Genomic DNA, 16,852 nt, shown 5'->3' on the forward strand with positions numbered 1-16,852 from the left:
ACCATTACCGCGCTGGACGTCGGCACATGTGAAGTTCCTATGAGGAAAGTGCCGATCCGCTGTGAGACCGCGAGAATGGTCGGGTGACGTCCGCGCCAGCCAGCAACCGGGGGCCCCGTCGCGCCGTACTCGGCCAATTGCCGCGGATGTACCGCGCTGACGGGTCCGCGATTCGCGTGCTTCTGGTCGACGATGAACGCGCGTTGACGAACCTGGTGCGGATGGCACTGCGGTATGAGGGGTGGGAGATCGACGTCGCGCACGATGCCGCCGAAGCCGTCGAGAAGTATCGAGCGAACGTCCCCGACGTCATCGTCCTCGACATCATGCTGCCCGACATGGACGGCCTTGGCGTGCTGGCGCAGATCCGCGACTCCGACACCTACACTCCGACCCTGTTCCTCACCGCTCGCGATTCGGTCGCCGACCGCGTCGGCGGGCTGACCGCAGGCGGCGACGACTACATGACGAAGCCCTTCTCGCTCGAGGAACTCGTCGCCCGGCTGCGCGGACTGCTGCGCCGAACCGCCTACCTGACCCCCACCGATCACGAGTCGCTGACCGTCGGCGATCTCACTCTCAATGTCGCCAGCCACGAAGTGACCCGCGACGGCGTGCCGATCTCGCTCACCACGACTGAGTTCGAGTTGCTGCGGTTCCTGATGCGAAACCCGCGACGCGCGTTGAACCGTCAAGAGATTCTTCGGCGTGTGTGGGACTACGACTTCGGCGGGCGATCGAGCATCGTCGATCTGTACGTGTCGTATCTGCGCAAGAAGATCGACACGGGCCACGAACCGATGCTGCACACCGTACGCGGCGTGGGATACATGCTGCGGCAACCGGAATGAAAGAGACCTGGCAGCAGTGGAGCATGCTGCGGCAGCTCGTCGTCGGCGTTTCCGCAGTGGTCATGATCGCATTGGTGACCGTCGGAACCCTATCGGTCGTGACGCTGCGGTCCTCGGTACTCGGAATCATCGACACCCAACTATCCGGAGCCGCAGACGGATTCAGCCAGTCGCTGACTAAGTACCGAGTCACGCCTCTTCCGACGGGTGAGCTGCCGCCGCCCGGGGCGATGAAACCGCTCACGCACCTCATCGGACAGGCAGAAGGAAACGTCGTCGCACTCATTCAGGGCGGCAAGGTCGTCGATTCCGCCTATTTTGTCAACGGCGAGGGGCGCCCGGCCCCGCAGACGGCCGTCGACGCCATCGCTGCCTCGTCGGCGGCGGGAGCCGTGGCGCACACCGTCGAGCTGCCTGGGCTCGGGTGGTACCGGATGGTCAGCCGACCCGGTGACGGCGACGAAATCCTGGTCACCGGAGTATCGCGAACGCCGGCGTGGAATGCGATGGTGCGCGAAACCATCGTCGTGTCGGCGATGACCGCAATTGCCCTCTTGGTCACCGCGCTGAGCACGGTGGCGATCGTGCGGTTCGCCCTGCGTCCGCTGCGCCGGGTGTCAGCGACGGCAGCCGAAGTGGCGACGCTGCCACTCGATCGCGACAACTACGCCATCACCCCACGCGTTCCTGGCCGCGACACAGATCCCCGTACCGAGGTGGGACTCGTCGGCGACACGCTCAATCGACTGCTCGACCACGTCGAACGCGCGCTCGCCGACGTCGCCGCCTCGGATCGGCGGATGCGCCAATTCATCACCGACGCCAGCCATGAACTACGCACTCCCCTTGCGGCCATCAACGGCTATGCCGAATTGACGCGCCAAGACAGCTCGGTGCTACCCGAGACCACCGAATACTCTCTAGCGCGCATCGAGGCCGAAGCACACCGAATGAGTTCATTGGTCGCGGATCTGCTTTTGTTGGCGCGGCTCGACGAGGGCCACGATCTCGACAGCACCAGCGTGGACCTCGCCGACGTGGTCGCCGACGCCGTCAACGATGCGAGAGTTTCGGCGCCGACTCATCACTGGCAGATGAACGTTCCGGACAATGAAGTGTGGGTTCGTGGGGACCGTACGCGGCTGCACCAGACGCTGGCTGTGTTGCTGTCCAACGCACGGGTGCATACGCCCGAAGGGACGACCGTGGTCACCACGGTCGCGACCGGGCGGGCCGATGACGGCAAGGCGTACGTCGAGGTGACGGTGTCCGATGACGGGCCGGGAATCGACTCCGAGCTGCTGCCCCATCTCTTCGAGCGGTTCGTGCGGGCCGACAAGTCGAGGTCGCGTGAAGCAGGTAGTTTCGGGTTGGGCCTTTCGATCGCCGCCTCGATCGTCGAAGCACACGGCGGTACGATCTCGGCTCAATCCGATTCGGGAAGAACCGCTTTCAGCGTGCGCCTACCCACCGCCGAGGCACCGGCTCAGCACGCCTCGTCGACGTAAATCGTGTCGGTGATTTAACAACGATCCGTGATGCTGATACGGAAGCCGAACATGTGAATCGTCTATGAGTGACGTGACGCGGTCCGGGTGCCGACCAACGATGGATATATGACCGCTACTTCGGTAATCCCCGCCCGCCTGCAATCACCGACCGCAGCGAGAACCGCACTGGGTGTGTTTCGCATCCTCGTGGGCTTGCTGTTCATGACTCACGGGACGGCCAAGCTCTTCGGGTGGCCCACGGGTACCCCGGCCGCGCTGGGCGCCTGGCCGATGTGGTGGGCAGGTGTGCTCGAGGTGGTGCTCGGCGGCCTCATCGCACTCGGCCTCTTCACGCGTCCCGCGGCATTCGTCGCATCCGGCATGATGGCCGTCGCCTACTTCTGGATGCACTTCCCAGATGGCTTCTGGCCCAGCGTCAATGGCGGCGAGGCTGCGGTGCTGTACTGCTTCGTGTTCCTGCTGCTCGTCTTCACGGGGCCGGGAGCTCTCACGGTCTCCCGGCGGTCTTCCCAGCCGTCACCCTGATCGGGACGTCGTCCTGCCACGGCTGACGGATGACGAGATCGGCGATGTTGAAGGTCCCACGCTCGAACTCGCCCGTTGCGGCGTCGACGAGGCGGTACTCCTGGCGTTGGTGGTGGATGGGTTGACCGTCGATCATGATGATGCGGACTTCGCCGGGCTCGAAATGACAGCGCGCTTGCAACGCCCGAACCAGGTTCTCGTTGTGCAGATGACCGTCGCCGAAGCTCCACCCGAGCGCGTACGCGGCTACCATCTCGCCCTCGACCACCGCGTAGTCGCCCTCACGCCCCGGTGGCATGACGCGGTTCAACAGTGTGACGACCGCGCGGCCATGCGCATACATCGCACGGAACGCCAAGCCGCGATGCATGGCGATCTCGGCGTTCTCCGGGCCGACGAGTTGTTCGAGTTGTTTGTGCTGCAGCTGGCCCAGACCGATTCCCTGCGCGTGAATCTTGTCCGTCGCGGACTCGGTCAGGCACCACGTCGAAATATCCCAATTGCCTGCGTAATAGCGCATCCCCGGCAGGAAGGACACCGAGGGCGGATGGATATTGCCGAGCATGATCGCCACCACGATCACGGCCATCAGCGCCGCGACGAGCCACGGGTGCTCGAGATCACCGAGGCCGAAGCCGGCATGCGCGACAAACAGCGATCCGATGCCGAAGATCATGAAGACGTTCCACTCCAGCGGCACACCCAATGGGATCGCTGTGAGAATCACCAGATGGAACACCACCATGACGATCGCGGCCACCGCACTCACCACGCCGCCATGGGAGAAGAACAACACCAGCGGCACACCCATCTCGATCACGGTGCCACCGTGCGCGAGAAACTGCGGAATGATGCTGGGCCGTATGTCTTCTGGGAAGCGCCGATACAGCGCCTTGCGTAGCCATCGCCACCGGATCAACGGATTGTTTCCCATCATCGTCGCGACGACATACGGAAAGTGGTGGTTCAGCTTCGATGTCGCCGCACCGATCCAGATCGCGACCATCACCAGCTTCGCCGCGACGATCATGTCCACACCGGGCAGCAGGAACGTCGCTGTCAGCGCCCCGTACACCTCGCCGCGGCAGGCGAGGAAGATGAGCTTGTCGCGAAGGCCCACAACGGCGAGCAGGACGACGATCAGCGCAATGTTCCAGGTGGGCAGCAGACCAACGCCGGTGTCCAGCGCAGGAACGGGTCCGGTGCCGTCGGACAGCAGGGCGTAGACGGTCGTCGTCAGCAGGCCCGCGTACAGCACGACCTCGAACGGGGTGCGACGATCACCGGCGGTCAAGGGAATTCGGTTGGGCCACGGTGGCAGTCGCAGCGTTCCCGTGCGCAGCCAATAGAGCACCGAGCCCATCGGTGGCTTGAATTTTCCTGTCAGTGGGCCGAATCCACACCCCAGCCCGAGCACCTCGAACAGCAGTGCCCACAGCACGACCTTCTGAAAGACGATCGGTTCGCTCCACCACGACGTGACATTGCCCCATCCGTCGATCCCGCTGGTGGCCAACGCGAAACACATACCGCCTACGATGAACAGCACGATCTTCACGGCGTACACCACATAGAGCACGTCGGGATTGCCCATCCCCCGCTCGGCGATGTGCTGCACAAGTGGCTTCAGCCGTTCTGAACGGCTGCCCGATCGCCATGACTGATACTCGATTTCCGGTGAATCGGCCTTGAGAAACCCCATTGCGCTTAAAACACTCCCAATTCCCGAAGAGCGTCACCGTAATTGTTCACGTCGGCTGCGAACAGCTGCGGCTGTTCGAACGCGGCGAAGTGCCCGCCGCGGTCCTGCACACTGTGATGCACCAGGTTGTAACGTCGTTCGGCCCAAACCCGCGGTGTCTGCAGAAGCTCGTAGGGGTAGACCGCGTAGCCCGTCGGGACGTCGACCTGTCCGCTCCATTCACTCAGCGCTGAGTTTCCGGCCCGTGTCGCCTCGCAGTAAAGTCGTGCCGCCGACGTCGCGGTGCCGGTGAGCCAGTACAGCATTAGGTTGTCGATCAGGCGGTCGGTGGAAATCGGCATGCCCTCGCGGATGTCGCACCACGCGTGAAACTTCTCCAGTATCCAGCCGGCCAGGCCCAGCGGTGAATCGTCGAGCCCGAAGCCAAGCGAATGCGGCCTCGTCGACTGAATGTCCATATAGGCTGTGCCGTCCGTGATGCGTTGCGCAGACGAGACCAGCGCATTCAGTTCGCTTTCCGTGACGCCTGTCATTGCGTCGGCGTCCACGCCGTCGAAGGGTGCGAACAACATGTTGGTGTGGATGGCGGCCACGTTCGGCACGTGGTGCTGACCGAGATGCCGGACGACGAGTGCGCCCCAGTCCCCGCCCTGGGCAAGGTATCGCTCGTAGCCGAGCTGGGCCATCACGTCGGCGACCGCGGCGGCGACCTTGGCGACGTCCACACCGCGCTCGGACGTCGGGCCCGAGAATCCGTAGCCGGGCATGGAGACGACGACGACGTGGAAACGCTCGCGCAGCATCGGCAGCACGTCGAGGAACTCGACGATGGACCCTGGCCACCCGTGAACCAGCACCAGCGGGATCGCATCGGCGGCGTCGGACCGCGAATGCAGCAGGTGTATCCGCTGGCCGGCGGCGGTGGTGACGAACGATCCCCACTCGTTGAGCTCGGCTTCGGTTGCCCGCCAGTCATATCCGTCACGCCACCGGTCAATGACTAACCGCAGGAACGCCTGCTCGGTTCCGTAGTCCCAGCCACTGCCGGGCAGCTCGGCCGGGAATCGCGCGGAGTCCAGCCGGCGACGCAAGTCGTCGAGATCGGCCTGTGCAATGGCGATCGGGAACGGCGTCATCGTGCTCATCTGATACTCCCGGAGAGTGACTGCCGCCGGACCGACGCCAAGTGGTGCAGCAGGGGCTCGTTGCGACCGAACACGACGTGGTCGACGCCGGCCTCGAGTCCCCGCTGGCATGCCGCCGCCATCGGGAAGTCCTGGCCGTCGAGTACCTGTGCTGCACCGTCGATTCCCATTTTGTACCAGGCGCGTTCCTCGTCCGTGGTCACTTCTATGGGCGCCCCGATGGAGAGATAGATGGTGGTCTCGCCGGGATTCCTGCCCGGGTACGCGCGCAGCATCTGCGATGTCCCAGGGGCCTCGATCAGCACGCAGCTGGGAAACAGGCCGTAGACGACGGTGCCGAAGAACTGGTCGGGCCAGTCAGCCTCGGGGGTGTCGCGGTACTGGACGATGTCGCGGAACGGGAACGACCAACGAATGTGGCGACCGTAGATGTCGTACACGGAGTTGTTCGAGGCCAGCGGATCAAGGGTGTCGGCGTGGACATAGGGAAAGTGATAGCCCTCGAAATTCACATCCACAGCGAGCTTCCAATTGCACGCGATGTCGAAGCGCCGGCTCTCCGCGTGGTGATTGTGGTCGAAACCGTATTCCGAAAGCGGTGCCGCAATGTCACCCAGGGCCGCCGAAACGTCGACGTCGTCCGACAGTCCCACGACGATCAGGCCCGCTTCGCCACTGACGGGCAGCGGGATCAGACCGCGCTGGTCCAGGTCCGCTCCGTCGAACATCTTGCGTGCGGGAGTCCCGGTGAGTCGGCCATCGAGACCGTAGGTCCAACCGTGATAGGGACACTTGAATATTCGCGTCTTCCCGCAGTCGTCGGCGACCTGCGCGCCGCGATGCGCACAGCCGTTGACGAACGCGCGAAGCACACCGTCCTTCCCACGAACCACCAGAACGGGAACGCCCATCACATCTTTGGTGGTGTAAGAACCTGGCGCCGCGACTTCGCCCGTCCAGCCGATGACGTGCGGCACACTCCGCAACATCCGCAGGTCGGCGTCGAAGTATTCGCGGTCTACGTACACGTCCCGCGGCTCGCGCCAGACGTCGTCGGCGATGTCGAGGGTGTCGTTCTCGAAATGCTTGAGGACGCGGCGCGTGAGGTCGAGAGCTTCCTGCCGTGGCATCGTGCCTCCTCAGAAAAACGCGTGGTCGTCGACGAGCGCCGCACGCAACGCTCGACACTGACTGGCAAAGAAGCGTTGAGACACCGAGGCATTCGTGGCGATCAGGTCGAATGCGTGGAAGGCTCCGTGCGCGATCTCTTCGTGCACCGGCACGCCCGCCTCCCGCAGTCGCGCGGCGTACGCGACACACTCCTCGTGGAAGAGGTCCTGGTCACCCACACCGATCCAGGTCGGCGGCAGCCCCGAAAGGTCGGCCCGCCGCGCGGGTACGGCCGCCACCGGATCGGCACCGGCGAGGTACCACTGCCACGCCAACTGATTGTCGTCACCCGACCACATCACGCGTCCCCGGTCGCCGTTCGACCCGGTGCGGTCGTCGAGCATCGGGTACACCAGCATCTGCAGTCTGAGCTTGACGTCACCGCGATCGCGTGCGAGTTGAGCTGCGGCAGCGCTGAATCCGCCACCCGCGCTCGCACCGCCGACAGCGACCCGCGTGGAATCGACCCAGGTCTGACGGGCCAGCCAGCGCAACGCCGAATAGCAATCCTCCAGCGGTGTGGGAAAGGGGTGTTCAGGGGCCAGCCGGTGATCCACCGCCGCGACGGTGACGTCGGTGAAGTTGGCGAGCTTGCGACAGAACGCATCTTCCTGTGCGGCATTGCCCATCACCATGCCGCCGCCGTGGATCCACAACATCGCGGGACCGGGCTCGCCGATTCCGGTGGGTCGATGGACGCGCACGCTGACGCCGGGCGCAACGTCGGCCACCTCGACACCGCGAATCCTACCGACTGCTCCCGCCACCTTCATCAATGCGCGTGGTCGCGTCAAACTACGCTGCAGCGCATAGCCTTTGGGCAGAAGACGGGCCCGCGACCGAAGTTCGGGATCGAACCTCGAGTAGTCGATCTCACCCACTGACGGCCACCGCCGGCTGTGCGGGAGCCGCGATCTTGCGGCCGGCGCGCAGGAAGCTACCGGTACGCACGGTGCCGACGATGTCGGTCGGCACCCCCTTGCGGAACACCGTGCGACCGCCGACGAGAACGGCGGCGACCGTGTCGTCGTTGCGGTTGACCATGCGGCTCAACCCGCCATACTGCTCGACGGATTCCTCGGCGTACGCACTGAGCGACTCGTCGAGGTGAGCGGGATCGACCACCGCGATGTCGGCACGGTCACCCACCCGCAGGTGCCCGGCGTCCAGTGAGTACCAGTCCGCCAGCTCCCCCGTCAGGCGGTGCACCGCGTGCTCGGCCGTCATGAACGGCGCCCCCGCCTCGGCGCTCTGATGCACGTGACGCAGCAGGCAGAGTCCGCTGTTGTAGAACGCCATGTTGCGCAGGTGGGCACCGGCATCTGAGAAGCCGACCTGCACACCGGGATCCACCGCCAGCTTCTTGAGCACCTTGGGTCGGTGGTTCGAGATGACGGTGCGCCACCGCAGGTCTCGCCCATGCTCGAGGACGAGGTCAAGGAAGGCGTCCACCGGATGTACACCGCGGTCCAGTCCGAGCTGACCGAACGTCTTGCCGATCAGCGAGGAGTCTGGACAGGCGACGATGTCGGCATCGAAGAAATCGCGGTGCCAGGCGCCGATGCTGAACCTGTCGTCGTACTCCTTGCGGAACTGGCGGCGGTAATCTTCGTTCCGCATCAACTCATTTCGTTCGACCTCGTCGCGCAGGTGCAATGCCGCCGCGCCTGCGCCCAGCTCCTCGAAGATCACCAGATCGATGCCGTCGCCGTACACCTCGAACGGCACCGGAAGATGCTGCCACCGGAAGTCGCCGCCGAGCGCGTTGATCAGGCGGGCCGCACCGGTCAGGATCTTGTAGCCGATCGGGTTCGACTTGGCGTCGGCGGCCGCCAGGAAGCTGATCTTCAGCGGGCGGCGCAGCCCACCGATGGACCTCGCCAGTTGCGCCGCCACCCGCGGCGGGTGCTGGATGTCGGGACCGCTCTGCAGCACCCGGCCACACTTGCGGACAAGCTGCGTGAGCCGTCGCATCTCGCGTCGCTTCACGTAGGTCGACGGCAGCGTGCGGGATCGGCAGACATCGCCGTCGATCCGGTCGAACAGCAACTGCTGCGACGACAGTCCGATGAAGCCGGCGTCGAGCGCCTCGGTCAGCCAGCGCTCCATCGTCGCAAGCTCGGCCTTCGTGGGCTGGTCGTCCTTTGTCGTCGCGCGCTCGAGTCCCATGACGGCGGTGCGCATGTCGGAGTGACCGATGAACGCGGTCACATTCGGCCCGAGCGGTCGGGCCTCGACTGCCTCGATGTACTCCTCGGCGGTGGACCAGGTCTTGTGCTGATCGACGGCGGCAATCACGTGGTCGCGCGGGATGGCCTCGACCCTGCCGAAGAGGTCGCCGGCGTCGGTGCCGTCGACGTGCACCGTGGAGATGGAGCACGATCCGACGACCACCGTCGTCACGCCATGCCGCAGCGATTCCGACAGCGACGGTCCGTTGAGGAGTTCGACGTCGTAGTGGGTGTGGATGTCGATCAGGCCGGGCGTCACCCACTGCCCCGTTGCGTCGATCTCCTCGATGCCCTCGATCGGATCCTCGGTGACGACCGCGACACGGCCGTCCCGAATGCCGACATTGCGCACCGAGGACGGACCACCCGTTCCGTCGAAAAACCGGCCGTTCCTGATCACCACGTCGAAGCGCACGGGCTCTCCCCTCCATCGTCGGGTTGCGACCATCACAATACACTTATCGAATATTGTATGGTCAAGGGGTGACCGAGCCCGAAGTGGTCGAATTCGACCTTCCCCGCCTGCGGATGACCGCTCTCACCTGGGGTCCGCCGGACGGCAGGCTGGCACTGTGCGTCCACGGTTTTCCCGACAGCGCACACAGCTGGCGACGACTCGCACCCATGCTGGCGGCCAGGGGATTTCGCGTTGTCGCACCGTTCACCCGGGGCTATGCGCCGACCGGGCCCGCGCCCGACGACGACTACCACCTGGGCGCGTTGATGAGCGACCTCGTCGATCTGCACCAGCACCTCGACGGCGGATCCAATACGGTGTTGATCGGCCACGACTGGGGCTGCTTCACTGCCAACGGACTCGCGGCATACGCCGGATCGCCGTTCGGTGCGTACGTCTCGATGGCACTGCCGCCGCTGCGCGCGTTCGACAACTCGCGACACAGCCTCGCGGAGAACCTGCGGATGTCGGCCGTTCAGCTGCGCAGGAGCTGGTACGTCCTCTTCTTCCAGCTGCCGTTCCTTCCGGAGCGCGTACTGCACCGAGTCATCCCGCGACTGTGGAAGGACTGGTCGCCCCCGGGTGCCGACGTTGACGACGACGTGGCGCGCACCCAGGCCGCGCTCCCGACCCTCGCCCATCGCAAGGCCGCCGTCGGGTATTACCGCGCGATGATCCGATTCACCCGGGCCTCGCCGCCGTATGCGGGCCTGCACCGCTTCCGGTTCAGGCTTCCGCTCACCCCGGTGCTCGTGCTGCACGGGGAACAGGACGGCGCGGTACAGGTCGGTTACCTCGCCGGCGTGATCGATGCCCTGCCGCCGGGCAGTCGGGTGCAGACCATTGCCGGGGCCGGCCACTTTCTCCAGGTCGACCAGCCCGAGGCGGTATGCGCGGCGATCCTCGACTACCTGAAGGTCGAGTGAGCTTGACGGGTTGATTGCGTGCACCAGGTACACGCGATCAACCAGCTAGTGCCACACGTCAGATCGTCAGCGACACCTTGACGCAGTCGGCGGTGCGTGCCGCCACCGCAGCGTAGGCCGCGGGGGCGTCAGCCAGCGGCATGGTGTCGGTGAAGATACCGCTGACGTCCAGGCGGCCCGACTGCAGCAGCGGTACCAGTTCCGGCCAGGTGCGCTGTACGGGTGCGGTGGTCATCCTCAGCGTGATGCTGCGAATCAGGCTGATGGTCGCGGGGAATGGGAACGGTTGCAGGTTGTGGACACCGACCACGGAGACCGTGCCGCCCGCCCGGACCAGGTTCAGCGCGTCGGTCATCGAACCATCGCTGCCGACCGCATCGATGACTGACGCTGCACCACGTCCACCGGTCGCCTCCTGAACTGCCTGCAGTGCAGGCGGTTCCAGAGGAGTCGCGCCGAGCCGTTCGGCCCGGAGCCGCCGGCCTTCGACGGGGTCGACGGCGAAAACGGTACCCGCGCCGAGCGTCAACGCACTCTGCACCGCACACAGGCCGACCGCCCCGAGGCCGAGCACCACCACCGTGCCGCCGGGCGGGAAGTCGGCCCGCTGCGCGGCGGCCCACCCGGTGGCGAGGTTGTCCGTCAGCAGCAGCGCCTCCTCGGTGTCGATGTCGTCGGGCAGGCGCAACAGCTGGAAGTCTGCCGCGGGCACGGCCAACAGCTCCGATTGCGCCCCGCCGAGCGCACCGGCGCCGAAGATCCGTGGACCACCGACGCAGGTCACCGGGTCGCGGGTCTCGCAGCCCGCACACGCCCCGCAGCCGGCGACGGACGAGACCAGCACCTCGTCACCGACGGCGAATGTGCGTACGTCAGGCCCGATCTCGACGATCGTGCCAATCGCTTCGTGTCCGAGTGGCACCGGATCCGCGAGCGGGTAATCGCCTTCGTAGAAGTGCAGATCCGAGCCGCAGATGGCGGCAGATCGCACCTCGATGACGGCGCCGTCGGGGCCGGGCAGTGTCGGGTCGGGCAGCGTCTCCACGCGGACCTGTCCCGGCGTATCGATCACGACGCTCTTCATCGGTGGTCACCCTTTCTCAGCTTCTTCAGCGCCAGTTGCGCCGCGTTGAAGCCGCACATGCCGTGTGCGCCCGGTCCCGGCGGCGTCGCCGCCGAGCAGATGTACATTCCCGGCACACCAAGACTGTACGGAGACAGCGTTATTCGTGGACCGAAGACGAGTTGCCGAATGTCTTTGGCTCCGGTGTTGATGTCGCCGCCGACGTAGTTCGTGTTGTACCTACTCATCTCGGTGGCCGAACTAACCTCGTAGCCGACCACGCGGTCGCGGAATCCCGGGGCGAACCGCTCGATCTGCGCGAAGATCTGCTCGGTCGCGTCGCCGGTGTATCCGTTAGGCACGTGGGCGTAGGAATACAGCGGATGCACGTCACCGGCCGAACGCTGCGGATCGGCCAGGTACTGCTGGCCGATCAGGACGAAGGGCCGCTCCGGCATCCGCCCCATATGGAGTCCGCGTTCATTCTCGGCGACTTCGGCGAAGTCACCGCCGAGATGCAACGTGCCCGCGCGATGTGCGTCGGGGTGGCTCCACGGCACGCCACCTTCGACGGCGAAATCGACCTTGAACGCCGCAGGCCCGAAGCGGAAACGCTGGTATGCCTTGACTATCCGGGACGGCAACCGCTCGCCGAGGACGGCCGCGACTGCGGGCGGGTCGAGGTCGAAGATGGTGACATCGGCGGGCGGCAACTCGGCCGCCGACGTGATGCGGACACCGGTTTCGACCCGTCCGCCCAGTTCGACTAGCAGCGCGGCCAGTGCGTCGGTGATGGCGCGCGAGCCGCCGGCTGCGACGCCCCATCCCGCGTTATGTCCTGCGGTGAGGATGCCCAGCCCGATGGCCGACGTCAGCGGCCGGTCCAACGGCTGAAATGTATGCGCCGCAACGCCTCCGAAGAGGGCTCGGGCCTGCTCCGTCGTGAAGGTCTTGGCGAGTACGGAGGCCGGAAGCACAGTCGGCAGCCCGAACCGCGCGAGCGTGAACGGATGGCGCGGCACCCGCAGCAGCGGTCCCAGGATGTCGTCGGACAGTGCGTCGTAACGGCTCTCGTTGTGCGCGAACAGCGTCCGCCACCGCCCGCCGTCACGACCGAGCCCGGCCGCGGTCTGCTCGACGGAGCGGTACAGCACACCCGCGGTGCCGTCGTCGAGCGGATGCACGCAGTCGACCTCGGGAAACCGCCACTCCAGGCCGTACCGCTCCAAGCCGAGAGCGTTCAGAAACGGTGAACCCACCGCCATCGGGTGCGTCGCCGCGCAGGAGTCGATCAACAGTCCGGGGACTATCGCCTCGACCGTGCGGGTGCCGCCGCCGATCGTGTCGGCGGCCTCGAGCACCGTGACCGAGAGACCCGCGCGGGCCAGGGTGACCGCCGCCGCGAGTCCGTTGGGACCCGCGCCGACGATCAGTGCTACGTCACCCACTCGGGCTGCTGCTCGACCTCGACGGCGGAGAAGTCCTTGTGCCCCAGCCCGGCGGTGCACCCGCCGTCGACGACGAACTCCGAGCCCGTCGAGTAGCTGGAGTCGTCACTCGCGAGGTACACGACGAGATTGGAGACCTCGCGTGGGTCCGCGGCGCGGCCAAGTGCCGTTTGGAAGATGTCGTCGGGCACCCACTCGGTCATCGGTGTCTTGATGAGACCGGGGTGGATCGAGTTGACCCGAATTCCGCTGGGCCCCAACTCCAGAGCGGCCGACTTCGTCAATCCGCGGACCGCGAACTTCGTGGCAGTGTAGCCATGGCACGCGATGGTACCCGCCATGCCCTCGATCGACGAGATGTTGATGATCGACCCGCGGCCGGCGGCCTTCATCGGTGTCACCGCCGCGCGAATGCCGAGGAACACGCCGGTGAGGTTGATGTCGAGGATGCGGTGCCACTCGGACAGTTCGTAGTCTTCGATGGTTCCGACGTTGAGGATGCCGGCGTTGTTCACGAGGACGTCGAGGCCGCCGAACTCGTCGACCGCCATGGCGACGGCCTGCTCCCAGTCGTCGGGTTGGGTGACGTCGAGATGGAGGTAGCGCGCTGAGTCGCCGACGTCTTTGGCGACGACCTCGCCCTCGGCATCGAGGATGTCGCCGAGAACGACCTTGGCTCCTTCGTCCACCAGCGCGCGCACGTGTGATGCGCCCATCCCCCGGGCTCCGCCGCTCACCAACGCGACCTTGCCGCTCAACCGTCCCGCCATCAATTCCTCCTGCTAGGCCGGCCCAAGCTAGGGCCGCAGTTCATAGTCGTCCGGATTCACATGGTTGGTCCAGGTCCAATAGTCGAAGATACGAAACCCGTACAGCGTCGGCAGATCGCCTGCGGCGTTCTTGTAGTAGCTGCTGGTGACCGCCGGATGGCTGTACACCATCTCACGCAGGCGTTCCTGGGCACGCCGGTTGTACTCGTCGCACACCTGGGCTCGGGGCATGGCCGATCCGAAACCACCGGACGCCACCATGTCGATACACCCCATGATGTATCGCATCTGGCACTCCGAGTTGTAGATGATGCTGGCGCCGTTCACCGCATTGGTACCCGGACCGTACATGCAGTAGAAGTTCGGGAAGCCCGGCACCGTGACACCCAGGTACGCATACGCCGAATCACCCCAGGCCTCGTTGAGTTCCAGCCCGCCCAGCCCGCGGACGTTGATTGGTCCGAGTTGGTGGTTGACGTCGAACCCGGTGGCCCAGAGCAGCACGTCGGCGGGTCGGTGCACACCGTCGACAGTGGTCACTCCGTGGGCGGTGATCTCAGCGATGCCGTCGGTGACCAACTCAACGTCGTCGCGCTGCAATGCCGTGAGCCAGGTTCCGTTGTCCTGCAACGTCCTTTTGCCCATCGGCGGGTACTTCGGGGTGACCTTTTCGAGGAGCTCCTCGTCGGTGCAGAAAACCCGCATCCACGCGATGAACATCTCACGGATCGCGTGGTTCGACTCGTTGCACGACAGCCCGCCGTTGTCCCAATCGGGGTCGATCTTGACCTGCTCGTCGAGCGCGTCGGCGATCGGCCACCACGACACGAATCGCAGCCATCGCCCGTAGTACGGCAGATGGCGAATCGCCCACCTGGCGCCATCGGGAATGGCGTCGTGATAAATCGGGTTGGGCGCCATCCACTGCGGAGTGCGCTGATAGACGTCGACCCGCTGGGTGAAGTCCGCGATAGCGGGCACGAGCTGGAATCCGCTGGCCCCGGCGCCGATGACCGCCACCCGCTTGCCATCCAGGTCGACGTCGTCGCGCCAGTCCGCGGTGTGAAAGGACGGCCCACTGAAGCCGTTGGCGCCCTTGATGTCTGGGATCACCGAGTTGCTGAACTGCCCGACGGCACAGATCAGCGCCCGCGCGGTCAGCACCTCGGCTCCGCCGTCGGCCCCGCTGATCGTCACCTGCCAGGTCGCCGACTCGTCATCCCACGCGGCGCCGGTGACCGCGGTGTTGAAGCGCACGTGCGGAGCGATGTCGTGCTTGGTCGCGACGTCCTGCAGGTACTGGAGGATCTCGGGCTGTTCGGAGTAGTAGTGCGTCCAGTGGTCGGTGGGCTCGAACGAGTAGGCGTAGTACTGATTGGCGATGTCGACGCGGCAACCGGGATAGCGATTCGCCAGCCAGGTTCCACCAACCGCGGACTGCTTCTCGACGATCGTGAACGGCACGCCCGCCGCCTTGAGCTTGATCCCTGCCAGCAAGCCCGCCTCACCGCATCCGATGACCACGACCGGGAAGTCGCTGCGCTGCTCCGGTGTCGACGCGAGTGCCGGTCCGTACTGGTCGGCGCGGCTGAACCGCAGGTCGGCGGCGACGTAGTCCACGTGGTCTTCAGTCACCGTCCCCGCCGACATCACGTCGAACATCACCCGCATCTGCTCGGGATCGGGAACGAACGGGGGCGGGCATCCGCGATCGCGGTAGTCGCGGATGACTTCGAACGCCCGCTCGCGCACCAGCACCTTGTCGGGTTCGCTCATGGCGCCCTGGAGGTCCATCGCAATGAGCGCGTAGGGGCCGGGCAACTCGCGGAGTAGGCCCAGGTCGCCCGTCATGTGCACCATCGACATCAGCAGCGCGGGCACGCTGGCCTCGGCGACCGCGGCCCGGATCACGTCATCGGAGTCGTCGAACGGCAGCCCGATCAACGCGTCGATGTCTGTGCCCCGAGTGGTGGTGGTTACCGACGAATGACCCATTCAGTCACCATACACAATCGTTTCAGCGTATGGTCTAGAGATTGCGATTGATATGGCCATACATTTCTCTAATTACGTATTGTCATCGTCGAGCGACCGGGCTACCGTCGAGCAATGACGAATCTGCAAGTGCGTCGCGTGCGGTTCGACCTCGCCGGTGACGACATCCCCTTCAATTGGCATCCGCAACGACCGGCATTTGCCATGCAGTGCAACCTGATCACCTTCTTCGCACCGGGTTTCGAGAAGTTCATCGTCGATGCGACCCGCGAAGCAATTCCCTTGATGCGCGATCCGTCGCATGCCGAAGAAGCCAATGCCTACCTGCGCCAGGAAGCCCAGCACTCGGCGGCGCACATGAGCCACTACCGAGCGCTCGTGCGCCGCTGGCCGGGCCTGCAGGAGACGATGGACGAGGTCATCGCGTCTTACGACCGGCTCACCGCCACAAAGCCTTTGGCGTGGCGGCTGGCCTACACCGCAGTCATCGAGAACACCTTCACGCCTTACTTCAAGGTATTCCTCGACCACGAGGACAAACTGTTCGAACCCGGTGACGAACGCGTCGCGTCGCTGTTCCTGTGGCACTTCGTCGAAGAGATCGAGCACCGCAGCTCCGCGTTGATGGTCTACGACGCCGTGCACGGCGACTTTCCCTACCGCGTGCGGACGATCGCGGCCGTGATCAAACATCTCGGCGAGATCATTTCGATCGTTTCTCGCGGATTCCAAAAGCACGTACCCGAGGCCGATGGCGGGCACTACGGTCGGCTGCTTCCCAATGGATTGACGCCGCGGTCCATGTTCTCGGCCGCACGCGCGTCCCGGCAGCTGACCGAGCCAGGTCAGGCCACGTATGCCGGCGTGCCCAAGCGGGAGTTCTGCACAATGCTGACCGGCCTTGTCCGATCGCAGGGTCCGAGCCATGACCCGGAGTTCGAGAACCTCCCGCCCTTCGCCGGACGGTGGTTCCGGCGCTACAGCGAGGAGCCGAAGAGCGCTGCCCGCTGGTATTCAATCGGCGCGGCCAGCCGATAGCGCCACTATGTGCGACGATG

At 65.3% G+C, this 16,852-nt stretch carries 14 protein-coding genes; 5 read left to right on the forward strand and 9 right to left on the reverse strand.

Translation table 11 applies throughout. The annotated features are described in order from the left end of the window. Positions 1–146 precede the first annotated feature (146 nt). The 3 genes from ACIA48_RS09920 (at position 147) to ACIA48_RS09930 (ending at position 2,887) form a co-directional block, all read left to right on the forward strand. A complete protein-coding gene (locus ACIA48_RS09920) occupies positions 147–851 on the forward strand; it encodes a response regulator transcription factor (protein WP_396730756.1) in 705 nt (234 codons plus the stop codon). Continuing rightward, positions 848–2,359, forward strand: a complete 1,512-nt coding sequence (locus ACIA48_RS09925) for a sensor histidine kinase (protein ID WP_396730208.1) — start codon at positions 848–850, stop codon at positions 2,357–2,359. Before ACIA48_RS09920 ends, ACIA48_RS09925 begins: the two co-directional genes overlap by 4 nt. Before the next feature lie 108 nt (positions 2,360–2,467). Then, positions 2,468–2,887: a DoxX family protein gene (locus tag ACIA48_RS09930; protein WP_396730210.1), complete on the forward strand. Its 420-nt coding sequence runs from the start codon at positions 2,468–2,470 to the stop codon at positions 2,885–2,887. Here ACIA48_RS09930 and ACIA48_RS09935 read toward each other — a convergent pair. From ACIA48_RS09935 to ACIA48_RS09955, 5 genes are read right to left on the reverse strand one after another with little or no spacing between them, the layout of a single operon-like run. Then, positions 2,850–4,589 (reverse strand): DUF3556 domain-containing protein, encoded by a 1,740-nt coding sequence (locus ACIA48_RS09935; protein WP_396730212.1) that lies wholly within the window; start codon positions 4,587–4,589, stop codon positions 2,850–2,852. The genes ACIA48_RS09930 and ACIA48_RS09935 overlap by 38 nt on opposite strands. Before the next feature lie 5 nt (positions 4,590–4,594). Then, entirely contained in the window at positions 4,595–5,734 is a 1,140-nt protein-coding gene (locus ACIA48_RS09940; protein WP_396730214.1) for an epoxide hydrolase family protein, read from the reverse strand. Further along, a complete protein-coding gene (locus ACIA48_RS09945) occupies positions 5,731–6,864 on the reverse strand; it encodes an aromatic ring-hydroxylating dioxygenase subunit alpha (protein ID WP_396730216.1) in 1,134 nt (377 codons plus the stop codon). Before ACIA48_RS09945 ends, ACIA48_RS09940 begins: the two co-directional genes overlap by 4 nt. A gap of 9 nt (positions 6,865–6,873) precedes the next feature. Continuing rightward, positions 6,874–7,785 (reverse strand): alpha/beta hydrolase, encoded by a 912-nt coding sequence (locus tag ACIA48_RS09950; RefSeq protein WP_396730217.1) that lies wholly within the window; start codon positions 7,783–7,785, stop codon positions 6,874–6,876. Then, a complete protein-coding gene (locus tag ACIA48_RS09955; RefSeq protein WP_396730219.1) occupies positions 7,778–9,550 on the reverse strand; it encodes an amidohydrolase family protein in 1,773 nt (590 codons plus the stop codon). Before ACIA48_RS09955 ends, ACIA48_RS09950 begins: the two co-directional genes overlap by 8 nt. A gap of 68 nt (positions 9,551–9,618) precedes the next feature. Here ACIA48_RS09955 and ACIA48_RS09960 point away from each other — a divergent pair, with 68 nt between their 5' ends. Next, complete coding sequence (locus ACIA48_RS09960; protein ID WP_396730221.1) at positions 9,619–10,518, forward strand: alpha/beta fold hydrolase; 900 nt, start codon at positions 9,619–9,621, stop codon at positions 10,516–10,518. Between the two features lie 58 nt (positions 10,519–10,576). On the opposite strand, the gene ACIA48_RS09965 is transcribed toward ACIA48_RS09960, so the two are convergent. Genes ACIA48_RS09965 through ACIA48_RS09980 form a run of 4 tightly spaced genes read right to left on the reverse strand, consistent with a single transcriptional unit; the run spans position 10,577 to position 15,794 of the window. Further along, entirely contained in the window at positions 10,577–11,602 is a 1,026-nt protein-coding gene (locus tag ACIA48_RS09965) for an alcohol dehydrogenase catalytic domain-containing protein (RefSeq protein WP_396730223.1), read from the reverse strand. Beyond that, entirely contained in the window at positions 11,599–13,029 is a 1,431-nt protein-coding gene (locus tag ACIA48_RS09970) for a phytoene desaturase family protein (RefSeq protein WP_396730224.1), read from the reverse strand. The genes ACIA48_RS09965 and ACIA48_RS09970 overlap by 4 nt, the downstream gene beginning before the upstream one ends. Continuing rightward, positions 13,017–13,799: an SDR family oxidoreductase gene (locus ACIA48_RS09975; protein ID WP_396730226.1), complete on the reverse strand. Its 783-nt coding sequence runs from the start codon at positions 13,797–13,799 to the stop codon at positions 13,017–13,019. The genes ACIA48_RS09970 and ACIA48_RS09975 overlap by 13 nt, the downstream gene beginning before the upstream one ends. A gap of 27 nt (positions 13,800–13,826) precedes the next feature. Then, a complete protein-coding gene (locus tag ACIA48_RS09980; protein ID WP_396730227.1) occupies positions 13,827–15,794 on the reverse strand; it encodes a flavin-containing monooxygenase in 1,968 nt (655 codons plus the stop codon). Positions 15,795–15,908: 114 nt separating this feature from the next. On the opposite strand from ACIA48_RS09980, the gene ACIA48_RS09985 reads away from it, so the two are divergent. Further along, entirely contained in the window at positions 15,909–16,832 is a 924-nt protein-coding gene (locus ACIA48_RS09985) for a metal-dependent hydrolase (protein WP_396730228.1), read from the forward strand. Positions 16,833–16,852 lie beyond the last annotated feature (20 nt).

Source organism: Mycobacterium sp. NPDC051804, assembly GCF_044452905.1.
Lineage (GTDB): Bacteria > Actinomycetota > Actinomycetes > Mycobacteriales > Mycobacteriaceae > Mycobacterium.